At 40.8% G+C, this 24066-nt stretch carries 22 protein-coding genes and 3 pseudogenes; 5 read left to right on the top strand and 20 right to left on the bottom strand.

Annotated features, from left to right (window positions below; translation table 11 throughout):
• Positions 1–16: 16 nt before the first annotated feature.
• From FM037_RS29440 to FM037_RS12880, 8 genes and pseudogenes are all read right to left on the bottom strand, one after another.
• A complete protein-coding gene (locus FM037_RS29440) occupies positions 17–925 on the bottom strand; it encodes a type II and III secretion system protein family protein (protein WP_229381179.1) in 909 nt (302 codons plus the stop codon).
• Complete coding sequence (locus FM037_RS29435; protein ID WP_229381178.1) at positions 919–1464, bottom strand: pilus assembly protein N-terminal domain-containing protein; 546 nt, start codon at positions 1462–1464, stop codon at positions 919–921. Before FM037_RS29435 ends, FM037_RS29440 begins: the two co-directional genes overlap by 7 nt.
• 47 nt (positions 1465–1511) lie before the next feature.
• Entirely contained in the window at positions 1512–2318 is an 807-nt protein-coding gene (gene cpaB / locus FM037_RS12905; RefSeq protein ID WP_144046335.1) for a Flp pilus assembly protein CpaB, read from the bottom strand.
• A gap of 43 nt (positions 2319–2361) precedes the next feature.
• Positions 2362–3677 (bottom strand): annotated as a pseudogene (locus FM037_RS12900) (AAA family ATPase).
• Positions 3678–3679: 2 nt separating this feature from the next.
• Positions 3680–4255 carry an A24 family peptidase gene (locus FM037_RS12895; RefSeq protein WP_144046334.1) on the bottom strand — a complete coding sequence of 192 codons (576 nt, stop codon included), beginning with the start codon at positions 4253–4255 and terminating at the stop codon, positions 3680–3682.
• Positions 4256–4347: 92 nt separating this feature from the next.
• A complete protein-coding gene (locus FM037_RS12890; RefSeq protein ID WP_144046333.1) occupies positions 4348–4545 on the bottom strand; it encodes a Flp family type IVb pilin in 198 nt (65 codons plus the stop codon).
• A gap of 720 nt (positions 4546–5265) precedes the next feature.
• Positions 5266–5691: a helix-turn-helix domain-containing protein gene (locus FM037_RS12885; protein WP_144046332.1), complete on the bottom strand. Its 426-nt coding sequence runs from the start codon at positions 5689–5691 to the stop codon at positions 5266–5268.
• Positions 5681–7165 carry a L,D-transpeptidase family protein gene (locus FM037_RS12880; RefSeq protein WP_185977022.1) on the bottom strand — a complete coding sequence of 495 codons (1485 nt, stop codon included), beginning with the start codon at positions 7163–7165 and terminating at the stop codon, positions 5681–5683. Before FM037_RS12880 ends, FM037_RS12885 begins: the two co-directional genes overlap by 11 nt.
• A 339-nt stretch (positions 7166–7504) precedes the next feature.
• Between FM037_RS12880 and FM037_RS12875 the strand changes: the two genes are divergently transcribed.
• Together FM037_RS12875 and FM037_RS12870 are read left to right on the top strand one after the other, a co-directional pair.
• Positions 7505–7801 (top strand): hypothetical protein, encoded by a 297-nt coding sequence (locus tag FM037_RS12875; protein ID WP_227993022.1) that lies wholly within the window; start codon positions 7505–7507, stop codon positions 7799–7801.
• Between the two features lie 53 nt (positions 7802–7854).
• Positions 7855–9891, top strand: coding sequence for a sulfatase-like hydrolase/transferase (locus FM037_RS12870; RefSeq protein WP_144046330.1), 2037 nt, complete (start codon positions 7855–7857; stop codon positions 9889–9891).
• A 2-nt stretch (positions 9892–9893) separates the two neighbouring features.
• Here FM037_RS12870 and FM037_RS30420 read toward each other — a convergent pair whose 3' ends face one another.
• Genes FM037_RS30420 through FM037_RS12850 form a run of 4 tightly spaced genes read right to left on the bottom strand, consistent with a single transcriptional unit; the run spans position 9894 to position 13579 of the window.
• Positions 9894–10298, bottom strand: coding sequence for a GtrA family protein (locus tag FM037_RS30420; protein ID WP_144046329.1), 405 nt, complete (start codon positions 10296–10298; stop codon positions 9894–9896).
• On the bottom strand, positions 10277–11011 hold the full coding sequence (locus FM037_RS12860) for a class I SAM-dependent methyltransferase (RefSeq protein WP_144046328.1): 735 nt from the start codon (positions 11009–11011) through the stop codon (positions 10277–10279). Before FM037_RS12860 ends, FM037_RS30420 begins: the two co-directional genes overlap by 22 nt.
• 3 nt (positions 11012–11014) lie before the next feature.
• Positions 11015–11929, bottom strand: coding sequence for a glycosyltransferase family 2 protein (locus tag FM037_RS12855; protein ID WP_144046327.1), 915 nt, complete (start codon positions 11927–11929; stop codon positions 11015–11017).
• A gap of 36 nt (positions 11930–11965) precedes the next feature.
• The gene (locus FM037_RS12850) at positions 11966–13579 is read right to left on the bottom strand and encodes a hypothetical protein (RefSeq protein ID WP_144046326.1); all 1614 of its coding nucleotides are present in this window, start codon (positions 13577–13579) and stop codon (positions 11966–11968) included.
• Positions 13580–13973: 394 nt separating this feature from the next.
• Between FM037_RS12850 and FM037_RS12845 the strand changes: the two genes are divergently transcribed.
• Positions 13974–15038, top strand: a complete 1065-nt coding sequence (locus tag FM037_RS12845; RefSeq protein WP_229381176.1) for a GGDEF domain-containing protein — start codon at positions 13974–13976, stop codon at positions 15036–15038.
• A 377-nt stretch (positions 15039–15415) separates the two neighbouring features.
• On the opposite strand, the gene FM037_RS12840 is transcribed toward FM037_RS12845, so the two are convergent.
• The 7 genes and pseudogenes from FM037_RS12840 to FM037_RS12810 form a co-directional block, all read right to left on the bottom strand.
• Positions 15416–16303 carry an FAD:protein FMN transferase gene (locus FM037_RS12840; protein WP_144046324.1) on the bottom strand — a complete coding sequence of 296 codons (888 nt, stop codon included), beginning with the start codon at positions 16301–16303 and terminating at the stop codon, positions 15416–15418.
• A gap of 126 nt (positions 16304–16429) precedes the next feature.
• Positions 16430–17751, bottom strand: a pseudogene (locus FM037_RS12835) (DUF3570 domain-containing protein).
• A gap of 124 nt (positions 17752–17875) precedes the next feature.
• A complete protein-coding gene (locus FM037_RS12830; protein ID WP_407695642.1) occupies positions 17876–18118 on the bottom strand; it encodes a DUF4266 domain-containing protein in 243 nt (80 codons plus the stop codon).
• Between the two features lie 46 nt (positions 18119–18164).
• Positions 18165–18647 (bottom strand): TlpA family protein disulfide reductase, encoded by a 483-nt coding sequence (locus tag FM037_RS12825; RefSeq protein WP_185977021.1) that lies wholly within the window; start codon positions 18645–18647, stop codon positions 18165–18167.
• A 230-nt stretch (positions 18648–18877) separates the two neighbouring features.
• Positions 18878–19720: a DUF4198 domain-containing protein gene (locus FM037_RS12820; protein WP_144046322.1), complete on the bottom strand. Its 843-nt coding sequence runs from the start codon at positions 19718–19720 to the stop codon at positions 18878–18880.
• 63 nt (positions 19721–19783) lie between these two features.
• Entirely contained in the window at positions 19784–20299 is a 516-nt protein-coding gene (locus FM037_RS12815; protein WP_144048937.1) for a DUF2271 domain-containing protein, read from the bottom strand.
• Between the two features lie 79 nt (positions 20300–20378).
• Positions 20379–21059, bottom strand: a complete 681-nt coding sequence (locus tag FM037_RS12810; protein WP_144046321.1) for a PepSY-associated TM helix domain-containing protein — start codon at positions 21057–21059, stop codon at positions 20379–20381.
• 496 nt (positions 21060–21555) lie between these two features.
• On the opposite strand from FM037_RS12810, the pseudogene FM037_RS30415 reads away from it, so the two are divergent.
• Together FM037_RS30415 and FM037_RS12795 are read left to right on the top strand one after the other, a co-directional pair.
• A pseudogene (locus FM037_RS30415) lies at positions 21556–22310 on the top strand (GGDEF domain-containing protein).
• Between the two features lie 124 nt (positions 22311–22434).
• The gene (locus tag FM037_RS12795) at positions 22435–22860 is read left to right on the top strand and encodes a secondary thiamine-phosphate synthase enzyme YjbQ (RefSeq protein ID WP_144046318.1); all 426 of its coding nucleotides are present in this window, start codon (positions 22435–22437) and stop codon (positions 22858–22860) included.
• Here the strand turns inward: FM037_RS12795 and FM037_RS12790 are convergent.
• On the bottom strand, positions 22835–24049 hold the full coding sequence (locus FM037_RS12790; protein WP_144046317.1) for a nitroreductase family protein: 1215 nt from the start codon (positions 24047–24049) through the stop codon (positions 22835–22837). The two genes, FM037_RS12795 and FM037_RS12790, sit on opposite strands and share 26 nt — an antisense overlap.
• Positions 24050–24066 lie beyond the last annotated feature (17 nt).

Below are 24066 nucleotides of genomic sequence, written 5' to 3'. Positions count from 1 at the left end.
GTCACAGTCTCCAACTTTAAAGTGAATGGCCATACTTTTGTTTTGTACCACTATCATCAAGCTTAGCCTCACTCTCTACAGCCTCATAAGGAGTTTGATGCTTATCCGACTTGGTCTGCTTCTGTGACATTTTACCTAGCAGATAAAACTCAATGTCTGAAGGCGATACAAAATCATCGGTAGGTAAAGAGATATGTTTACGATTAAATGGCCTGACTAAGCGAGGAGTCACTAAAATCACCAGCTCACTCTGACCACTTTTAAAGCTCTTACTAGTAAATAATTGACCGAGAATAGGAATATCACCAAGGCCTGGCAGTTTATCGATATTTTCTCGGAGCGTATCACTAATTAAGCCACTTATAGCTATAGTTTGCCCATCTGCTAATTCTACCGTTGTTGATGTTGTACGCTTTACAATAGATGGCACAACAAGAGCAGCATTTGATCCGCCACCGGAAAGCGTCACTGAGTTAGCATTACTCACTTCACTGACCATAACATTAAGACTAAGGTTTATCTGACCAGAGTCCAACACCGAAGGCACGAATCGAACACCGACACCAAAGTCACGATATTGGATGGTGGTTGAGCCGTTCGTTCCAGGGACTGGTATAGGAAATTCCCCTCCCGATAAAAACTCTGCAGATTGACCGCTCATCGCAGTGACGTTGGGCTCAGCCAGTACTTTAGCCAACCCGTTTTGTTTTGCAACATCAAGGGCAAAATTCATCAATAGACTATCATTTAAATATCGAGCAAAAAAACCTCGATTACCGATAGCTGCCGCAGGATTAAGATCAAACGAACCGCCACCACCTGCCGTACCACCAGAAAAGTTATCACCTTGACTAAATATAAAAAACTTAGAATCAAACTGTTTAGCGACTTCTCTCTGCACTTCTGCAATGACCACTTCTAGCATAACCTGATGATCCCCCCGACAGTCATCATGTTCAATACCGTACTTTTTACTTTTGAAACTGACGCGGCTGCAGCATAGGCTTTTGCAAGTTCAACAGCAGTATTCATCTTATGTAAATTTGATGCTTGACCACTGATAAGAAGCTGACCTTGAGAAGTTTGTACACCTAGCTTCTCGGAAGGTAGAAATTCATGCAACCTAGCCTTTAATCCATTGAGATCATGCGTTATTTCTATATCGATGACATCTGCGAGTTGTTCATTCTTATCCCAAATCATGATGTTAGTGCTGCCTAGTTTTTTACCCAGTACATAAAGTTCATTGTTTGGCAGTAACTTAATATCCCCAATTTTCGGGTTACCTACAGACACTCGATGCACTGCATGACCAATTTGAAATACGCGAGATTTAAATATTGGGATCTTTTTAATCTCTCTATCGGCACCTGTTGGGCCACCGGCATAACTTGAAATAGAAATAAAATACAAAAATAATATGCAAGTTGCTAGCCTAGCCGTTTGAGGTATTGAACGTGCCATGGTGCACTCCTATACGTTATTTGTGAGGAACTCACTAACACCTGATGCTAATTACTGACCTTAATAACCTGCTCTTTCATCCCTTTGAGCAGATACACCTTAACCTTAGATTCTGATGAAACATAAACTGTTTCCTTAGAAGGTTTCACTATATTGCTTATAGGTTGCACCTCCTTATTTTCATTGATTAAAGCAAGTTCAACTACGGCCGAGTCATTGGGGTTTCTTAGTGCCAGTTGCAATTTTCCACGCCCCTTGGCTATCATCAGTATTTCAGCTTCTTCTAGACTCAATTCTAGAGTGACCGCTCTTACCAGCTTAGGTTTATTTTCATCATTAGAGGAACGTTGATCTATCGCTAATATCTTCACATTAGCTAACACTACATCTGTTTGTAACCGCCCATGCCTTTTAAACAGGTTTAGCACATCAACACGATTACCAGGCAGTAGGAAACCAGCCACTCCTACCACATCATTAACCCTAATTGTCACCGCGCGCATTTGAGGTGAGATAAGACTTGCTAGAGTGCTGCCTTCACCTTTTTTGGTTAACCTTTCACTACGAAGGATCTCACCAACATAAAGGTTTTGTTTAACGACCATACCTTCGGCTGCTTCAAATGTAGTAACAGCGGTTTCCGGTATAATCGAATTTGGCATAGCTGTTTGCTTAAGATGTTTTCGTTCCAGAATGGCACCTAAGGGAACCACCGTGGCCATGGTGATCACATTAGTAGAAGCTTGCGGCAAATTGGCTTCTGTATTTGATTTAAGCCAACTTTGTGCCAAGAAAACAGCAGTAACGCCAAACACTAATGAAAGAATGACAAATAGTATTGTTTTATTGTTCATCAAAAACTCCTTAGATGCTTATTGAGAGCAACGAGATTTATGATTACGACACAAAATAAATTGACCATGCTTCAACAATCAATGACTTCGTCACTTCTGACTTTAGCTGCATAAAGCTAATCTGATCCGACATTATCCCAACAGATCTCTTGGGTAACAGGGAATTAAAGGCTTCTCAAACAACTCATGAAAATCTGTAAGCAAGTATTGGAACATCTCTTCACTACATTTAAGCCCTTGCTCCTCACACACCTGAAACCAAATTTTCCTATAAAGAGGTTCATCTAATGCATCAAAATGAATCTTGTAACCTAACCTTCTGAGAAATGCATCATCGACAAGTTCGTTAGGATTTAGATTAGTAGAGAAAAGTAAAATAAGCTCAAAAGGTATCTCAAAATGTTCACCGGACTGCAATGCAAGAAAATCTCGTCGCTCCTCCATTGGAATAATCCAACGATTAAACAACTGCTTGGCACTGATTTTTTGCCGGCCTAAATCATCGAGAAGTAAGATGCCATTGTTTGCTTTTAATTGAATGGGGGCCATATAGGTTCTACTATGGCTGTCAAATTGTACTTCTAACATATCGGCGTTCAACTCTCCGCCCGTGATCCTTAATGGTCGCTTACATTTTATCCAACGAGGATCATGTCCTCGAACCAGGTCTAATTGGTTATTTACATCACTTTCACCAACTTTGTGATGAAGTTGGGGATCATAAACTTGAATAATTTCATTACCGATTGAAATAGAGTATGGAATTAACACCGAGTCACCTAAAGTTAAATTCAAATTTCGACACAGATAGCTCTTACCTGTGCCTGGTGGCCCATAGATAAGAACAGGTCGACTTGAATTCAGTGCAGGACCAATTTTGTGTAGAAGCTCATTGGGTAATACTAATGACTTTAGCCCATTCTGTAGCATCTCAAATGTTATCGGATTTCGTCGGCTAGATTGCTTACAGCAAATATCTGAGTATTGAGATAAAGGAATAGGGACTAGTCCTTTATAACCACTCTTAGCCGATGCTTGCTTGGCAAACTCCTCTCCGCCATGACTCAATGCATACCGCATCTGTCCATCTGATGTTGATTGACGATTTTCAACCCAAGCCAGCTGTTTTGCACTATCAAGAAGCCCTTGTATTATCCCTCCGGTGATCCCCATATAAGACACAAGCTCAGCTTTAGTAAGTACCCCAGCTGAAAGCAGATGTTTTAGCATTAGCTCAAGTAAAACCGATTCATGGATACCTGTTTGTTCGATAGTTTTAGGTCGAGGGGCTAATTGAGCGCTATCTAACTGATCTATTTTAGGAAGTGTATGCGTTTCATCTGTGCTAAGTTTCAACATAGTCATACTCCCCAAAGACTTAAATATTGATTCCAGTTGAAGAAAAGCTCTAAAATATTACTATCGAGTGAACAAGCCCATACCCAACCAATAGCAAATGCAGGTGCATAAGGTACCTTTTCACCTGCTGCTTCACCTGCTTCAGGTTTAAAATAACTTTGAAGATAAATACAATCCCAATATCGCTTAAATGTTTTTGCTAAACCAATGAAGCCAGTTTTCCAAATGATTAATATTAAACTGGTTCCTGCACCAGCAACGATGCCGTAAACGATATTTGAGAGTAACAATTCAGGTCCCATTAAAGCACCTATCCCCATCATTAATTTGATGTCTCCAGCCCCTAATATCCTCAATATAAATGTAGGAAAAAGAAGAATAAACGCCAGCCCAAAACCAAAGCTTGCCATTAATACCCCAGCTAATTGTGCGTAATAAGCATTAATTGCAAAACCACAGAAAATGGCGAGTAAACAAAGCTTGTTAGGGATTTTCTCTTGATAAAGGTCCATGATAATCGCTGAGGTAAAAAAGAGACCCGAGAGTAAAATCTGAAGTGTTAATTGAGTATCTGTCATAACCTGCCACCATGGACATCATCACAAAGGAACAGAGTTAGAAAACATGCCCATGTCCATATGGGCAATTCTTAATGTCAAAGAATAAGTTTCTAAGAACCTGTACAGTCACTACTCGCACCAGTTACCGCAGAGGCGAGACAATTCAATTTATCTGTTGCATTTGAACCCAGTTGATTGAAAGCAGCGATCATGCCACCAACGACTAAGCCACCGGCAATTGCATATTCAACTGCAGTTAATCCACTTTCATCTTCAATAAAATCTGTCAATAATTGTTTAATGTTCATGAGTGTTTTCTCCTAATCGTGCAGTCGGCACATGGCTAAAGACTTTCAATAAAACTTTAGATAAATGATAACCCCTTACAGTAACATTTACGTGAGCGTCACTTATTCCATCAGCCTTAAGTGCCCATTTAACCATAAACATTTAAAGCTAACTTAAAAGTAGCAAACACCAGCTCTTCACTCTATGTTGAAGAAAGAAGTGATCCAGTGTTCCATATGAACTATCTAAGTTTATATAGCAGTTACTAGAGAGGAATCTTCCCAATAGACAAAGAGAATCTGAATTCTACATTGACACTATTATCTATTTAAAAAAACATCATAAAAAACTGTAAGTTATACATTTATAATCATTACAGTTATATAAATCATGAGTTTTAGTTTTTTTTGTAATTAAGTAAAAACAGATCAATTAATTAATCCATTTTCAATACCTGCTTATATAAAGATAGGGGAGAGGTGTAGATGAAGCCTGTATTGCAAGCGAGATGAACAAGATGTATTGATAAGTTTTAAAAGGCTATAGATTAAAAAAGTGCACTTACTGTCGCTACACGATAATCCCTGATGACAGCAATACAAAATAGATATGTGATTTGTAGTATTTTTAAGTCAGATAGAAATCACCTCTTTCAGATAATATCAGTCTAGTCGTTAAATCATATTAATACAGTTTTAATAGTCCACCTTACTATTCAACATAGGTTGTAAGGCTCTCGTTTATGCATGTGTCACCCAAGCATATCCCAGTCTCTCAAGGATTTTATAAATATTACTTATCTCATAACTCACACCAAAGTTATCCGATATATAGCTTTGAATTTCACTGCCATGTAGCTTCTCCTTACCATTGGCTGTAGATCTATGTTTTATATACACAGAAAGTTGTTTTAACTGTTCAGCCGTTAAAGCAGCTGGTCTACCACTGTGTTTCTTATCTTTAAGTCCTTCTAACCCATGAGTTAAATAATTACTTACCCACTTATTCACACTGGTACGACTGACTTTGAGGTAATCTGAGATTTGATATCTCGATTTTCCTTCGTGGAAATGTAATAACGCTAAAAGTTTTAACCTCATTCTGGCATTTTTTTCCTGTCTGATCAGTTTCATAAAATCAGGATTATCATAACTGTCATTCATCATATTGAGGGATCCTATCTAAATCATAGATGTCAGGTCTAAGTTGTAACTTACCAAATTCATCAACCCAGCTTGTGTGATAAGTGATATATACAGGCGTCGGACTAACTATAGAATAATAGTGTGTCAGGGTGCCTCTAACGGCCCTTTCAACATCAGCAGCTCTGTTATCTGCTTGCATCAAATAATCCAAAAGCCCTTTAGGGTCTGACAGCCTAATACAACCGTGACTCAAGGCTCTTATACGTTTAGTAAATAGAGATTTAGATGGTGTGTCATGCAGGTAAATAGAGTGATTATTGGGAATAGAGAAACGGTATTTCCCAAGGGCATTTTCAGGTCCAGGGGATTGAACCAGCTGGTATTCTGACAAGAAATTCAGAATCGAAGAACTGCTTATATCGACCAAGTCAAGAGAAGAACTAGCTCCATATTTTCGTAATTCAAATTTTTGTCGGTTTAAGTATCCTGGATACTTAGCATCCAAAGGGATTAACTCCTTACTGACGATACTCCAGGGAGGCGTCCAGCTAGGATTGACAGTAAAGCGAGTCAATGAGGAAGTAATAATAGGCGTTGGTGTCAGGGGCTTACCTACTATCACCTTCATATCCAGTAATTTTTCCCCTTGGTCCAATAATTGTAATTGGTAACCTGGAATATTTATCCAGACAAACCGCTCAGGCAAGGTATTAGGTAAACTGAACCAACGCCATAGGTTTAACTGCATTTGAACTATTCTAGTCTCTGGCTTAACGCTCAAGCTTTCTGCCGTTTGAGTATCGAGCTGACCATTAACTTCGAGGCCATGACGCATCTGAAAAGACTTAATCCCTAGTACTATATCCGGATCATATATAGACGCTCTTTGTCTAAGTTCAGGTTTAACACTTAAATCTCCAAGATCAACCAGTAAATTTCTCAGTGTCGAAATTTTGTTCGAGCTCTGCCCAAGCCTAAACTCCGCTTGACCTATGTTAGGCCAAGGTTTGTGGGTCAATTTTTTATATTTTCTTATCATTCCTCGTAATTGTGAGACTTCATCATAGAGAGGTAGAACTTGTTCAATAAATTCAGATAACCTATGCTTTCTGATCGCTTGTGTGAAGCTGAGTTCTAAGTTGAGATTCATATTCAGGCTCAACTTTGACACTCTATCTAGAAGATAGAGACAAGCGCGGGTATAAGCTCTATCTCGTTCGCCCTTACTCAGTTTTGTCCGATCAACTTGTTCTATAGATAAATAGTTACCAAGCCCTATGCCTAGATCTTCTAATAATTGTGCTAGTGAGAGACCATTTACACTTAAACCATGGGAGTCAAACCAAATTAACTGCTGATCGTTAAGCTCATAAATAAGCTCCACTTCTTGAGTATCTGACAGATTTGATGCTAAAGAGTTACCATCAGATAAAGAGGGAATAGAGATTATTAATGAACAGAAGAATAAGCTGATCAAAAACATTTTACTTTTCATTATCTCCCTCCTCGACACATTATCTGATGGAGTTATCATTCAAAGCGCAGACTAAAATACCAATAATCCTTTATGTAATTGCTTAATAATCATTTTATTGAAATAAAAAATGATTTTAGGCCATGATTATTCTTATTACTCTACCGAGTCTCTCTTAAAATTTAGTACACAAGCTAGCCCATGACAAATTTTAGGCTGACACTTCAGAACAGTATTTTTATCCAAAGATCATTCGAAGCACATCAATTACAACTATACTTTTGGTAGGAAAATGTACTTGCATACCATTTTTCTGAAGAACTCCACCTTTGAATAGAATTAGTCCACAGGTAGATAAATATGACTAAAAATACTGAAATGATTACACAAGCCAGTTTATCCGTAACGGTTTTCATTTTGCTTATGTCGAATCTTGTACCAGCCTGGAGTGCTTATCAATCAAGGATGTCTATCAAGACAGATGCTCCATCGGGTTCAAGCCTTGCCGAACGTTACCTTATTCTTGGAGACTGGCCTGCAGAATCTGATCTTTCAAGCGTGATAAGAGATAATGACAAATTTATCGTCACCTCTGCAAAGACAACAATAAATTCTGGTTCAACATCAGACATAGATGATAATGACGATATGCAGTAATTATCCTTCTCTACTCAATAGGTTAAAGCTAGCTTGGACTAGAAGGTAAAAATATGGAGGTTGAGACACGTTTGAAGTCTAAAAAAATATCCATGGTAAGAACCTTTTGGCGAACGAATGCACTTATGTTGCTGTTTCTTATTGCCTTATATAATTTTAAATTATTTATTCAGTACTTCTCTTCATTCTCTCTTGCTGAAGTCATGACCCATGTACGCAGTGAAGACCTCTACAGTCAAGGTTTATTGTTAGATCTCTCTCAATTTATTTTTATCGTGATTGTTTTGCATATCCTCTGGTCACTTATCATCACTTTTTCATGTAAACCATGGTTTCGATTAGTTGCTCATGAAGGAATACGAACACAAATTTGGTTAGTTATCGTCTTACTTCATCTGACAATAGTACTCGCCGCAAACGCATATTTTTATCCCACGTCATTATTGGGTTTTTTAAGAGGTACTCCTCTAGCATCCTCACTCGGATTAACACTTGCCTCAATGTTGCTGGTATCACAACTTATATGGGCTATCTATAGTGATTTTGGCCCTAAAGTGATGACCTTTACCCTATTGTTCGCTGCCATGTCAATTGCTATTATGAGTTATTCCCCAGAACGGGCTTATGCTCTGAATGATAAAAATAATCCCAATGTGTTTATTATAGGAATAGATGGACTGCGGCCCGATCATCTAGAATATAGGAACAGTGAAAACAAGTTCACTCCTCACATAGATGAATTCATCTCGAAATCCCATGTTTTTACAAATACTTATAGTCCACTTGGTCGTACTTATGTTGCTTGGATGAGCATCCTTTCAGGATTGTACCCCAAGAGTCATGGAGCACGATTTAACCTCGCTCCTCCTGAATTAATAAATAAGGACATCCCCTTAGTTCGCGAACTAAGTGCAAGAGGTTACAAAACAACCTATGCGATCGATGAAAGGCGGTTTAATCAAATAGATAAAGCCTATGGCTTTGATGAAATAGTGGGGCCTAAAGTAGGTGCTGCAGATGCCATTATTTCAAGCATGGCTGATTTCCCTCTAATTAACTTGTTTTCCAATATCCCAACGGCTTCAACACTTTTTCCATACCTTTATATGAATAGAGGCTACGGGAAAGGCTATTCACCAATACATTTTAACCAGGAAGTGCTCGCCAGCCTATCGACCGAGCGGCCCAACTTCTTAGCGGTACATTTTTGCCAGCTTCATTGGCCATACACTTCTAAAGACTTCATCGATGTTAACAAGGCACATTGGGATGGAAACTATAACCATTTTATGTATCAAGCCCTGCTATCAAAAGTAGATGACCAAGTGAACGCATTGCTTACGGATCTGCATGAGAGAGGTTTTCTCAACAATGCTATTGTCTATCTAATTTCAGATCATGGTGAAGGTTTCATGCTAAAAAAAGATGTTATTACCAGTAAATCAGTACGAGAAGAGACTAAACTTCATCCTAATGCTTGGGGCCATGGAACCAATGTAATGAGTCAGGAACAAACAAATGTCTTGATGGCTTACCGCAGGTTTAGCTCATCTCTTGACAATCAAACACCGCAACAGATCGAAGGCACGTTTTCGTTAGTAGATATTGCTCCTAGCCTTTTTAATGAACTAAATTTAGCACTACAGGCCAAAGATAAACCATTCGATGGTACAGCGCTTACAAACTCGACACAAAACACATCGGAACGAACCGTTTTTGTAGAATCCTCAGTTCCCTTTCGATCAATAAATGCCAGCTTCATAGACGAGAAGAAAGTAATGTCAGAAACGGCATCCAATTACGAAGTTAGAGAAAATGGTCGAGCAGTATTGATTCCATCTATTTATAAAGAGATGGTGGCAAAGAAGCAAAGATCTGTATATTACAAACACTGGCAACTTGCCTTCATTCCTGACTATGAGGAGCTTATTTTAATCGATACAGACAATAAAGAGTGGCAGAGTCTATCCGAATATACGGGAGAAGCCCCATGGAAGAAGATGCTAGCAAGCATATGTGATCACTATGAAGGAGATCCTGGATTCGATCCCCTAAAAGCATGTCAACGAGTCACTCCAATCTCAAATTAACATCATATTGTCTTATCATTAAACACCCAATATTTTTGAAATAAATAGCTAATGATTGGTAATAATAGGCAAATAAATAGTATGGCCTTCTCATTAGAGAATCCCACGTAGTCAAAAGTAAGTGTGATAACCAATATTAACGTGAAATTAGCACTCGAGATAATGCTAAAACGCACAAAACGGGACTTATTGATCTTCACTTTAAAACTCCAAATACTTTGCAAAACATATGAAAAAATAAAACTAATAACAAAAGACAATAGATTTGATAACAATGGACTCAGTGCCAGTATTAACATTAGCCTGTTAGCCGTGAAAAAGTAAATCAAAGTCGTTAATAGCCCAACCACGGCAAAACGTCCGAATTCCTGGATCTCTTCCCAAGTTACTTTTTTTGAACTATACATATTAATGATAATCCAAATGGAAGCAGGGTAAATTTTAGAACATGTTTTTCAAATGAAAGAATACGGTATAGGAACTGATTAATGACAGTGGCAGGTTGTTTAGCTCCTATTGCACTGTCGTTAACAGTAAATTTATCTAGCAGCCGAGACAGTCCCGCGATAGGCAATAAAAAGGAATTAAAGTAGCTCATGCTGACAATGCTAAATCCACAATCAGATAGCATTGAAGATAGATGTGCAGAGTTATAGCGTCTGTAGTGATGCATCTCTTTATCATGTTTACCGTAAAGGTATTGGTATGCAGGGACTGTAATAATTAAATATCCTTTATCTTTCAAAAGATTACTTACTCGCTCTAAGGATGATATATCATCTTCTATATGCTCTAACACATCAAATAAGCAAATAAGATCAAACTGTTTATCTTGAAGATCTATTTCAAATGGAAGCGCACCGTAATGTACTTCAATGTTCAGTTTTTCCTTAACATACGCCCTTGAAAACTCATCCATTTCGACAGCAGTTACATCGCCAAACTGACTTAACATAGCCAAGTTTCCACCAGTACCACAACCGACTTCGAGTACCTTAGCATTAGCCTCTCGATTGACTGAATATCGACGGAGAAAAAACTCAATGATCTCTCTTCTGCCTTTAAACCACCAATGGTTATCTTGATTTTCGGCCAGTTCAGCATAGGCTTTTTTTTCCATAAGTTAGTACTCTCGCTCAATGATATATAGAGGTCGATGCTTGGTTTCAAGGTAAACTCGGGATATATATTCTCCTAATACGCCAATTCCAATCAGTTGAGTTCCACCTAAAAATAGAACAACGACCAAAAGTGATGCATACCCAGGTACCTCTATGCCAAAAACTAAGGTACGAATGATAATAAATGAACCATATGCAAAAGAGATCAAAGAAATAGAAGCACCGATATAACTCCAAATTTTCAACGGAATCGTACTGAAACTTGTTATACCTTCAATGGCTAGATTCCAGAGTTGCATTAACTTGAACTTCGACTCACCATTACACCTGCATTCACGGGTATAGGGAATAGTGATCGATTTGAAACCAACCCAAGACAGCAAGCCTTTCATAAATCTTTGTCTTTCAGGCAATAAATTGATTGCATCGACAACTATTCGATCCATTAATCGAAAATCACCAACATTAAATGGAATTTTCTCAGACGCTAATTGGTTATGTATGGTGTAAAAAAAATTAGCAGTACTGCGTTTCAAAAATGAATCACTCGAACGATCCACGCGCTTTGCCAATACCACTTTATAACCAAGGTGCCACTGCTCTAGCATAGTTAAGATAAGCTCAGGTGGATCTTGTAAATCAGCATCTATTGGAATGACTGCATCACCACGCGCAAGCATAAAACCAGCTGTTAAGGCTGCTTCTTTACCAAAATTCCTTGAAAAACTCACAATTCTTATCTGTTTTACTTTTTGTTTAATCTTAATGAGCTCTTCTAAGGTAGCATCAGTACAACCATCATCTATGCATATGATTTCAAATGAGTTACTTTGTTTAGATAATACCGAAAGTAAAGTTTTGAAAAACAGTCTTAGTGCCCCTTCTTCATTATACATAGGGCAGATAATAGAGATCATAAATCCCCCTCATTGAATAATCCTTTTCACTATGACTTACTTCTTATCCGAACTAGCGTGAACAGGATTTGATTTCTTGGTATAAACTTTATACTTCTTGTCTTTATGTATAGAGAACTTTATATCAGTTAATTGATATTGTTTAAAAATATCAGACATTTTTTTGTTTTGACTTATAAACGTCTCAAATTCGAAACCATCATAAAAATAGGAAGGTGGCTCAGTGACATCAATTACAATTATAGCTGGATCATTAATAGTAAGATCGTGATTAATGATATTCACGACGTAGTTTGTTACCGCATCTATTTTTTTTACATTTTCTTCAGATAAACTTCCTCTATCATTCCTAGCCATGGCTATTGCAGGTATGGGCCATAGTGCACCGAAGCTCGAGCTCCATATTGCTCTCGTATATGAAGTAATAAATGCTGATGGCCATACATTCGTCGAAAAAATATAGATGTTCTTGCCTGTAAAATTATTGTTTATCATCTCAGCAGTATGATCCAAACCTTTATATCCAATATCACTTAACTTAGGTAGTTCGATATTAGTCATTGACTTCTGAATTACCCCCCTTTGATCATAAAATATATGCCCTGTCGAGAACACCAGTAGATAACAAGCCAGTGCAGAAATAAGAATCATGGATTTTTTTATTTCTGCCTTATCATGGACATATAAACAAGTAGTCAAAGTAAAATTCAAGAATAAAATTGTTTTGAATGGTAGCAATTGATAACTATAATGAGACTGTATTAAAAATGACAAAAATGAAGCTAAGAGGATGATATTAAAGTACATCACAAGTTCACGATGTTTTTTAGATGTGAGATATCTCGCCACAATAAAAATTAACATCACCATAAGCGCATAATATGGCAGACCGAAACTGCTAATCGGCTTCCCATAGGTCCAGTAGGTGGCAAGTGCCAGTGGCACTATTTGGGAGAAGTACTGAGGATGAAAAATAAATATAGAAGTTATAAAGCCACAAAAAAACAAAACTGCAGTAACAGGTTCTATCGTTACCAGTCGATACTCCTTTCTGAACTGATACAACAAAAAACACTCTGAAAAAAATGGAATAATTATAAAGTATGGTTTCAAACATAATGCAATCCCAGCAAAAACACCATAAAGAAATAACTTAAAAGAGTTAATCCTTATCTGGCTTGACACTTTTAAATATCGAACAAACAGATATGGAATTAATAAAATGATAGCTAAATGGTCTCTTTGACCAAAGTCATAAAATGGAACAACAAAAGTGATAAAAATGACGGCATAGATATAAACATTCCGAGTTTTCTCTGGCAAGACCAATCTGCTTAAATTAATATGAGCTATAGTTGGAATGAGTACAAATAGAGAAAAATAAATTTTAGTAGCACCAGCAGCACTAAAATCGGTCATGTTAGCTAACCAAACAGCGGGTGCCATCAAGTAGATGATCATAGGTGGGTTTACTTCAATAAGCTGTGTATAGAGCTCCTTACCGGCCAACCATTCCCGAGTTATATAAAAAAGCCACCCAAGATCACCATTTATTCTTAATAAAATGGTGATCAAAATAAATAATATTAAACAAGTAATAGGAAGAAAAAAACTCAACAGTCCCAGAAAAGTTTGATAAACTTTTTGCAAGTCCAACTCCATTATATTAAGAATTAATCAAGCCTATTCTGTAAGCATAGTCACTAGAACACGTTATGCAAAACCATGCTTATTTACACTCAAAATCAAAAAATTAGACTGTTATCTTAATAAGCCAACTATAATAATTAGTTAAGTGCCGCTAAAACTGTATAGAGAGCAAATTACAGGGACATAAATGTCATTTTTCTCTTTTACCATCATAAGAAGTGCCCCATTTCGGGTACTGTTTCCGCTGCTACTGTCCTTGCCGCTTTGTATCTCGGTTGATCAATTTCTAATTTTTCTAACTCCTTACCATAGCTTAATCTCTACTTTCCCTTACATCATGCTCTCCATCGTCATTTTTTTGAGTCAACCTTTTAATCAAGGAGCTACAGGTCTAGTGGCTCTCTTAATGGTTGTTAGCTTCTATTTGGTACAAAGATATGTAGGTATTGCTGACCTGACGGATATTCAGAAATTCGCTTTCTGCTTATTGGTATTTGCTCTTCCTGTGAATCTTTTCATGATTCATTTTTTACCAGAAAAACGTTTGCTCTCTCGATTCGGCATTAACTATCTTCTATTAATCTTGTTTCAAGTGATATGGTGCTGGCTCCTGCTTGAACAGATAACGAATGAAAATGTCAGTTGGCTCTGGAGTGCCTATCTAAAGCCTATACCGGCATTATCTTCATCACCGCTGCTGCTCATCATAATCTCAATATTTCTCACCTTAATTAGCGCATTCATTGTCTTATTCAGAAACGCTAACTTTGACCATACCATCTTCATTAATCTACTATTTTCAACTATAGCCCTCATCTTTTTTGATACCCCTCAAATTTCAGCAATATGTTTTTCATTGGCAGCGACACTTCTCCTGCTAGGGATTATTACCTCTAGCCATGAACTGGCATTTGTCGATCAACTGACTGAGCTTCAAGGCCGTAGGGCACTAGAAATTGAGATGGAGCACATAAATGGTCTATACACTATAGCCATGCTGGATGTGGATCACTTCAAGCTGTTTAACGACTCCTATGGACACAGGACCGGAGATGAAGTGTTGAGGCTAGTGGCGCAGATAATGAAGCAAACGGAAGGGAATGCCTCGGTATTCAGGTATGGTGGCGAGGAGTTTATTATCTTGTTCAAGGGAAAGAACTCGAATCAATGTTTGCCCTATCTCAATGAGTTAAGGAGTAAAATAGCCAAGTATGATCTAGTCATTCGTGACCACTATGAAAGACCCATTCTCGATAAAGATGCTAAAAATTGTGGCCAAAATGGTGGAGAACATAAAACCGTAAATATCACTGTCAGTATAGGCGTCGCCGACAGCATCAATAACAGAACCAAGCTACATACACTTGGCGCAGATGAAGTGTTAAAAGCCGCAGATAAAGCCCTGTATCGTGCCAAGAGTGGCGGCAGGAACAGAGTGACAAACTTAAGGTTTGCCTGACGCCTCTATCCCAAGAGCTGTTTCCACAACAAATGCTCCGCTATAATAAGCATGAATCACTTATTATTTTTCGATTCACTTGTTAACACATTATGCCCGTCAATATCCGGGTGACCGATAAGCTTGCCATCGAATTCGATTAACCCATAATTCCCAACGCTACTGTGGGGGCCAGCACTATAGCTAGCCATTTGAAAACAACCACGACTCCTGCAATTGCATATAAAAATATTTTTCCAGCATTCCTTGCTCCTTAACTATAACAATAGGTATTAATCTGTTGTACGCCATAAGTTAACCAGCTAACAATTGACATATCATGTCAAAATTAAACTAACAAAAACATTAAGATATTACAAGTCACCAGCAAGAATATGCTAACGGCAGATATGAAAGTCGATATCCTGAGAGGCCATAAAGGCCTGCGCATTGACGCCTTTTAACATGGCGATGGTGGATAACATGCCTGCCACCAAACAATTGGCGGCCTTAACGGTCACAGACAGAGGGGCGCCTTCCACCGGATAGCCGGTGTTCAGGTTCAGTATGTGCCCATATCTCTTGCCCTTATTGAGTAGATAACGCCGGGTGTGGCCGCTGGTAGCCAGCCCTCCGCCAGTTAAGCTTATTGTCCCTGTGGCATTGTTCAGTTCGCTGGGATCTTCTATTCCCACCTGCCAGGGTTTCTCGGCGACTGAAGCACAGGCTATATCACCGCCTAGATTCACTAGGGCGGGTATGTGAGGGTAATGAAGCGTCAACAGGCTCGCTGCCCTGTCACAGGCATACTCCTTGGCGATGCCACCGAAATCAAGGCTCATGTCTAGCGGAAGATAAAGCCGTGATGCCTCTATGCTCAACTTACCAAAGCCGACATGTTTAAGTGCCCTCTCGATGGATGCAGAAGTAGGCATATTTGCATCTGACCCAAAGTTCCAGAGTTTCAATATGGGTCCCGCCGTAATATCGAACATGCCATCACTTAAGTCGAAGCACTGTTTCGAAAACACCAAGAGCGCCGAGGTTTCTACGTCGATATTCTGCCAGTCGCCAGCATTGGCATTAAGCCCGCTGAGCAAACTGGTGTGATTGAAGCGACTGTACTTTTTCTCTATGCGCCGTGTTTCCTGCAAAACCTGGTAGGCCATGGCATAGGCCAGCTCTCTGTCGGCTGTGCGCATAAGCACCTCACACCGACTGGCCATGGCATGAAAGCTCGCCAGATGTCCCAAGGAAGTGGCTGCCAATGACAGCTCTTCGCTCATAGACTGTTTTCCTCTCGATGGGGCATTACGTCACTCATCATCGAATGCTAATCATCACAGAACTGACCACATGAATGACCACATTATAAGCATGCATGCCATGGCTACACAGCGGAATAGATACCACTAAAATGACAAGCCTAGCTGAAAAATGATCGCCTTAATGCTTGGATATAGCTCATGGTGAGCCAGCTGACCGCTGGCTTGCTCTCCATTAGAATAGGGATCTTGTTGATAATACTCCAGGCGATAGCTGGCCTCAGTGCCATCAACTAAGGTATGGCCAATTTTTATGCCTAAGGTATAAGCATTCATGTTACCGATACGATAATCTGCCGATGCATACTCAGGGAGTCCTTCCCCGAATTCAGGAAAGCCCGATAAAAGCTGGCCGCTTCTTGTCGATAATACCTCAGGTGCAGTTGGCCAAAAAAAGTTGAAGTGAAGTTGTACCTATAACGGGTCTCGAAGGTATGTGAGGACACGCCCCAGTCATCATGACTATAACGATAAGCCAGATCTGTCACCCCGGTGGATAATGCGTGTTTACTGAACAGATAAAAGCTCTGTTTGAGACGCTCATCGGGTCGACTCTCATAAAGATATGCCTCACTGGTTCCCGACGCATCAACCAGGCTAAGCACCTTATAGGGATCTGTCATGTATCCTTTTAATGAAGACAGGTTATAGCTGAGTTGCACCAGCATATACCGATTGATGATCTGGGTTAAGCCGACGCTAAGATCCACAGTCTGTTTATCGGTACTCGCTATCTGGCGAGTCTTATCAAATTCAGTCCTGAACTCTGCTTGGGAGTCAAAATCATCCCGAAACACCATCTTACTCATGGCCACAGGCCGCCCTCCGACAGGATCGACCAGATCATAGTAATAGGCCATCCCTAATGAAAGCTGAGTATTACTCTTGTTAAACGAGCGTTCCAGTGCCGAATTAATGCCCATGGAGGTGTAGTCATATTCTCTGGACAGATAGATCCCATGGTTACTGCTCCAGTCAGGCGACCATATCTCGGCCCAGTTGCCACTGAGCTGAAGTCGAGTGTCTTTGAAGGTGTCATCTAACGGGGTGTTAGCAGAATCTATATTGTATTCGCCATTGCCTGACGGACGGGTAAAAGTCTGGCGTTCATCTTGGGGCACAGCGCCATTGGCCGAGGAGCCGGTTAAGGTATCTAGCACCAACTTGCCTTCGTAAAGCCGCTTATCGCCTACAGGTAGCTTAAGATTGAAGATCCCCTCGGCTACCGTCACCCTGTCCTGTTCCAGATAATAGAGTAAGGCGGCATCGATTTGAGGTGAATCAGTCTCAACAGAGTCTGAGGTGACGGCTTCATCGGTAGTGATTACTGCGGCGAGTTTAGTGTCTCTGCCTATTGGATTATCGGCTCCTGAGTCTCGTTGAGCGGCAATGGCCACCGAACTCGTCATGCTCAACAGCGCAAAGCTGGCAATCGATAACGCTTCGGCAATCGAGGACTCAATAGTACTGGTACCAAAACTTGCACCTATTTCGGGCCCGGTTCCAATGCGTGCTTGTGACTTATTGACCGTTTTAGTTGCAGCCACAACCGCCCCCGGCGAGTGCTCGGCCGCCACTGGTGCCTTCTTTGCTAAAATAAATATGATCGTCCAAGGTCAGATCCAGTTTCTCACTGTCCAACGCCATATCTTCACGGGCAAACTGATCCCGCTGCCAAGGCTCAACGCCTAAACCCGCACAGGCCGTCAAAGATAAACACACCAAGAACGGTAGGCTTCTGACTGATTTAATCAGCACTGTCTCGAATATCATCATCTCTCGCCTCTAATTTGATGGATTCCCCCACACTTACTCATTTTACTCACTGCTTGTCTGTGCTCTGTTCCAGCTTTGCTTGCTTGAGATAGTGTAAGATCTCGGCTTCATAGTCCGCCTTATGCTCGGAATAGAAACCCACGTGTTTAGCGACTAATTTACCTTGTCGGTTGAACAGGTAGCTGCTCGGCATTCCCAAGATATCGAATTGTCCTGCCACCTGAGTATCGGGATCATAGGCGATAATGAAGTCGGCAGAAATCTGCCCGAGAAACTGACGGGCGAGTGATATGTCATTGTCTAAATTGATGGCAATGATCTTAAGCCCCTGATCAGCATACTTATGGTGCATCTCATTCATCCAGGGAAAAGACTTTCGACATGGTCCACACCAAGAGGCCCAAAAATCGATATAAATCAACTCTCCGGAAACTTGAGATAATATATATGACTGCCCGTCTACATCCTGGACACTGAGATCCAGATTTGGGGCCGCAGAGAGTGAATTAACCTGAAATAGTATGCTCATTATCAGGCCAATTTTAACCAGCTGGCTTAACCGCCTTAAAATTAATAGTTGCATATTAAAGCCCAAAAAACTCTGTGTATTAAACTAGTTATACACCGAGTAATGCCTTAGCGCCAGCAGTGACTAAATAGGCGACTCATACTAAACCTGCCCTACTTTTATACCGATAATAAAAAGCCCAAACCAGATCTTAGTTTGGGCTAACATCAGTTGCAGTTATCTGCAGTCAGTTATTCTAAGCCTGCCTCGAAGGTCAGAAATATTTCGTTAACGGATTTATCGGCTAGACGGGTATCGGTATTTTTCTGCTCGAAACTCGCGTGAAGCAAGTACAGACCGGCACTTGGTGGAGTAAAACTTATCGAACCCGCTTTATTTGAGACGAGTTCGATGGCATCAATTTTATTGCGATACAGAGTGCCGGACTTGACCACAGAAACCGTCACGCCCTCAACAGGCTTACCATGAAAAAGAAAATTCATCTCTGTGACTTCATTTTCAATGATGTTCGCCGGGTGTGTCACAGGCAGCAATTCAAGGTATTCATTTTTAGCCTGATAAGCCACATCGTTAGGTTTATTAAGGGTCACATAAGTCTCGACGCGTGAGAAATACATGGCGCCTTGCAGCTCATATGCACCTTTTGGCATCGCTGCGGCAGCCGCCTGTTTGTCCATAGCAAGGCGCACGGGCTTATCTTGGCCCTTCACCTTGTAACGAGAATAGTATTTAGGTTTGGCTTTTTTCTCGAACCGATAGGTGCCATCCTGTGCCAGCTGGTAATCGAACACAGACTTACGGCCGCCTCTGTAGCTTGAAGAGGGAGAATCTAGTTTGCCATCGGGCATCACAACCTGAACATCTTCGCTGCCGAAGGGCTTATCATAGATGAACACTTGATTACTGGCAGAGACATCGGAAGTGATCCACACACCTTTGCCTGCATCGGCTGAGACATTGAAATGACTTGGCAAGATCCAACGGTCATGAGCCTGAGCAGTATGACTAGCAAAGGGACTTAACAAGGTGCTGACTAAGGTAAGACTCGCGGTAACTAACAGTGTTTTCTTCATTGGTTGACCTATAAATTACATGATTAAATGTGTAAATGAATGACGAGCTAAAGATTAAAAGCGTTAAGGTTGGAAATGGATCTTGATCTCGCCAGTTTCCTCAGTCGGAGCTATTTTGGCAGTAAACGCCTCAGAGCCTAACTCAAACTTATGTCTCACCAGATCTCTACCGCCATGCTCCCTGACCACTTCCATCAGCAAGGTATATTTGCCATTGGGGACAGCGTGACCGTCGACATCAGTCATATCCCAGTGCAGCTGATATTTCCCCGCCGGGCGAGTAGCTGAGCTCATCCCATCGACTAACTGGCTATCTTCACGCCCGGCTTTTCTCCACCATCGCCGGATATCTTTAAGCCACTTATAGCCTTCATCCCAACGCCACAAAGCGAGCGTGCTGATATGCTTGCCTTTAGCATTTTCAATCCATACCGCGGTATAGGGCCTTAAATACTGACCTTGAGTTATTTCCGGTAAGTTAACCTCAATATCAAGCCCAGCATCGACCTCGGCACAGGCCCAAGACGGCACTATTATCAAGGAGAAAAAAAGCAGTGATCGAGCTAGATACCGCTTCATTGTGCTGATGTTGTTAACGTGTCTCTGTTTCCGCTTCATGGAACTCCTTACGTTGATTTATCTATCCCAATACAATGCGCTAAAGCACTTGTGTGACATATACCAAGCCACAGCTACTACTCACTATGACCATGTAAAACAGTGACTTTTTAAGCTTTCTGGTTTGAGGAAGTAACAAGTAGGCACCGCTCATTGAAAACAAAATGATTAACATGGAGCTAATGTCGAGTATCCATTGCCAGGCGAGGCCGGCATTTCTGCCCTTATGCAGATCATTCAATACGGCGATAGCACCGTAATGATGGCTCTCGACAAAAACCCGGTTATCCAGCAGGTCTAAGGTAAAAACCTGATAGGTACCCGGCGCCTTATGCACCAGTGAAATCTCATCTTCACTGAATTGTGCTTGAGTCATATCTACAGACCATTGGCTTTTCATCCAATGACCTAAGGCTGCACGCCATTGTTCTTCATTGCTTTGAGATGTGATGAGATAGTCCGGCAGTGGCACCTCTGAGTATTGTGCCCCCTCTTGGTTGCTATCGAACCACTCTGGATGGTTGAGAGTGATCCCCGTCACGGCAAAAAACAGCATGAGTATTAGCAAAGCCATAGACACATAAATATGAATGGTCCGCGCGATGGACAGAGAACCTCTGCTGACGCGGATTTTTTTTGCTTTTATCCTGGTGGTTTTCGTGACCTTGTCATGGATAACAAGCTGAGGAGCATCTTCTGGTAAAGCTTTTAGTGACTTCATTGCTAATCGTTCGGGCGAGTCAAATCGACCATAGTAAATATTAAATGTGCCGCCACACTAAATGTTAACGATTATCATTATTAGTAAATTTACGTTATTTACTTTCTTGCTAGAGAAACGACCATGAACACAAGATACAGATGTGCGCAATAAATAGGCGATCAAACCCATATCTCTCTTAATAATTAAAGGTTATTAGTCAAATACCGATAAAAACTTAATGAATTAAGGTTTTTAAACTGAATGATGTATAACGAGCGAACCGAGGCAAGATGTTGTGGATGTAGATAGTGTGAATAAAATACCGAGAAATGCCTCAATCGTCTTTCATGTTTCTGCGATTATCACTTTGAGTGTTTTTAGCCTATATCGGATCGGGATCGGTGACTACAAACACGCTGGGTTCTTCTCCTTAGCCATTACCCCGCTACTTTTCTCACTGCTGCGAGAATGGCAATACAAGGCCAACGTACTACAGAAGCAGATCACACTCATCATGGTGAGCATTGCCATCTGTTACAGTTGCCTTTACTTAGGTTACAAAGGCCTTATCTATCTATTTCCTACCATTTTTATTTATTTTTTCCTGTTTAACATTAAGCAAGCCCTGCTCCTATCTATTCTCTATGCCTTGTTCGGACTCGGCTTCGCACTCAACATAGAATCTACGCCAGTCATTGCACGTTATTCCATCGCCATCATAGACTGTATCGTCTTCGGCGCCCTCTTCTCACACATCATCAATAAACAAAAGAATGCCCTATTTTATCTTGCTCATACCGACGAACTGACAGGTATCTACAATCGAAAACGCTTAAAACCCAGTTTAAATAACGCAATAGAAAGCAAGATAAAACACCAGACCAAAACGAGCCTACTCTTGCTCGATCTCGATCATTTCAAACAGATCAATGATACTCATGGCCATATCACGGGGATTGTGTGTTACGTGCGGTAGCGGACACCATTACACGCCACAAGCCTGTAGACGCTGAGGTCATACGTTTCGGAGGAGAAGAGTTTTTAATCAAGTTGCCGGATACCGACGGTGAGCATGCCGTCATCTATGCTGAGCAGTTGCGGCAGGTTATTTCACAAATAAAACTGCCAGGTGTTTCCCAGCTCATCACTTGCAGCATAGGGGTGAAAGAGCTCGAAGGTGAAAGCTTAGATGAATGGTTAAATGCCAGTGACAAGGCGCTCTACAAGGCGAAAAATGCCGGTAGAAACCGAGTCATCCAGGCCCCTTAAACTTGCGACTCCATAGAGTAAACTCCCCACTCTTTACCTTTATCATTAATACCAGCATCATTAATACAGCCAATGAGTTAACCTGAATATCAATCTCGCTCACTGTCCAATTTAAAGAGTCGTCATGTGGTATCAAAAAGAAGTTAATTTACGTGCAAAACCCCGCGGATTTCATCTGATCACAGACGAGGTCTATGATGCGCTTCCAGAGCTTAAAAAACTCAAGGTAGGCTTAGCCCATATCCACCTGCAGCACACCTCGGCCGCATTAACGCTCAATGAAAATGCCGATCCCAGTGTACGGGTCGACTTCGAGCGCTACTTCAATCGTCTCGCGCCAGAGAATGAGCTTTACTATACCCATACCTATGAGGGGCCCGATGATATGCCCGCTCACCTAAAATCGAGTTTACTTGGTGTTTCATTGACGCTCCCTATCACCAATGGCCGTTTAAATCTGGGCACATGGCAAGGGATCTATCTATGTGAGCCAAGAGATTCTGGTGGTAAACGCAGGCTCATTATCACCCTGCAGGGAGAGTATCTTTAGAGATCCAGCTAACATCGTAATGTGGTAGTTCATTAACGTTTTGAGGGGCAGAAATACCTCGCTCTGTTGTTGATAGTATTCGAAAGCTACCACCTTGGCCCAATTCATCACACCCCATCTCCCAATTAGCACACCAGATGCCAGTTGCCACTGCTGCATAATATCGTGATGACGTCGCTGCATAGAAGTCTACACGTAGTTGATCGTCAGCAATCTGCGTGCCTACACAACGGGTTGTTTGGCCATTATAAGACGATGGTGACCATTGACAACTTTCGAAGCAGCGTTCGTATTGAATAAAGCTTTCCCCTGTAGTTTTTAATGGTTGAGTCAAGTCGTTATCTGAAAAAAACAGCGACTCCAAGGGTAATCGTTTATGAAATTGAGCATTAAAAATACGAATAAACAAGGGGGTATACCAAGACTTATACCCAATCGCGCAAACACAAATAATGGCATCTTTGTTTTCATCGAATCGTTCATTCAAGACAGATTTAACACTGTTATGATCAGCACCAGGACCGATCCAACAGCTGCCGAGTCCCATTCGCGTTACATCAATGACAACTTTTTGGAGTGTCTTACCAATATCAAGAACCGCTTTACGGTCATATTTTGCAGGAGCAATAGCGATTAGAAAATGACGAGCATTGACAACCGGCCAGATAGTCAACGGCGCATGTACCCATTCTAGGCGAATATTTGACTCACTGAATTTCGGCTCTTTTAAATGTCGAGTCACTGACTCTAGAAGAGCTTGTTCATGCTCATCGGTTAATGGCCGTGTTTGGTAAGAACGACAAGATCTGCGATTACGCATCAGACTAAATACATCACTTTCTTCGTTACTCTTAGGGAGGGGCTCCGGTAAGCGTATGCGTAGTCGAGTTGTAACGATATCGAACAATATGATGGCCAACAGTAGTGTAGGAAGCAGTACAAAAATTGTCGCCACAGATGGTAATAGCAAATAAAGTAATCCACTCATGATATACAGCCCCAACACGATTGGCACTGGCATCAGATATTGCAGCCAACCAGTAAACTGTAAGCGCAGCTTAACACCAACGAAACGAATCAAAAATCGACGCAACCAAGGCAGCTTTATTTTATCTACAATATCGCGTTCATTGGCTCCTAGTGCAGCATAGATAATGTCAGATTTTCGGTTGTGATGTGAATTTGTCATATTCCCGCCCTTATGCA

The organism is Shewanella psychropiezotolerans, assembly GCF_007197555.1.
In the GTDB taxonomy this organism is placed as follows: Bacteria; Pseudomonadota; Gammaproteobacteria; order Enterobacterales; family Shewanellaceae; genus Shewanella; species Shewanella psychropiezotolerans.
The sequence above is the reverse complement of the archived record's forward strand: the minus strand, read 5'-3'. Positions and strand labels throughout refer to the sequence as shown.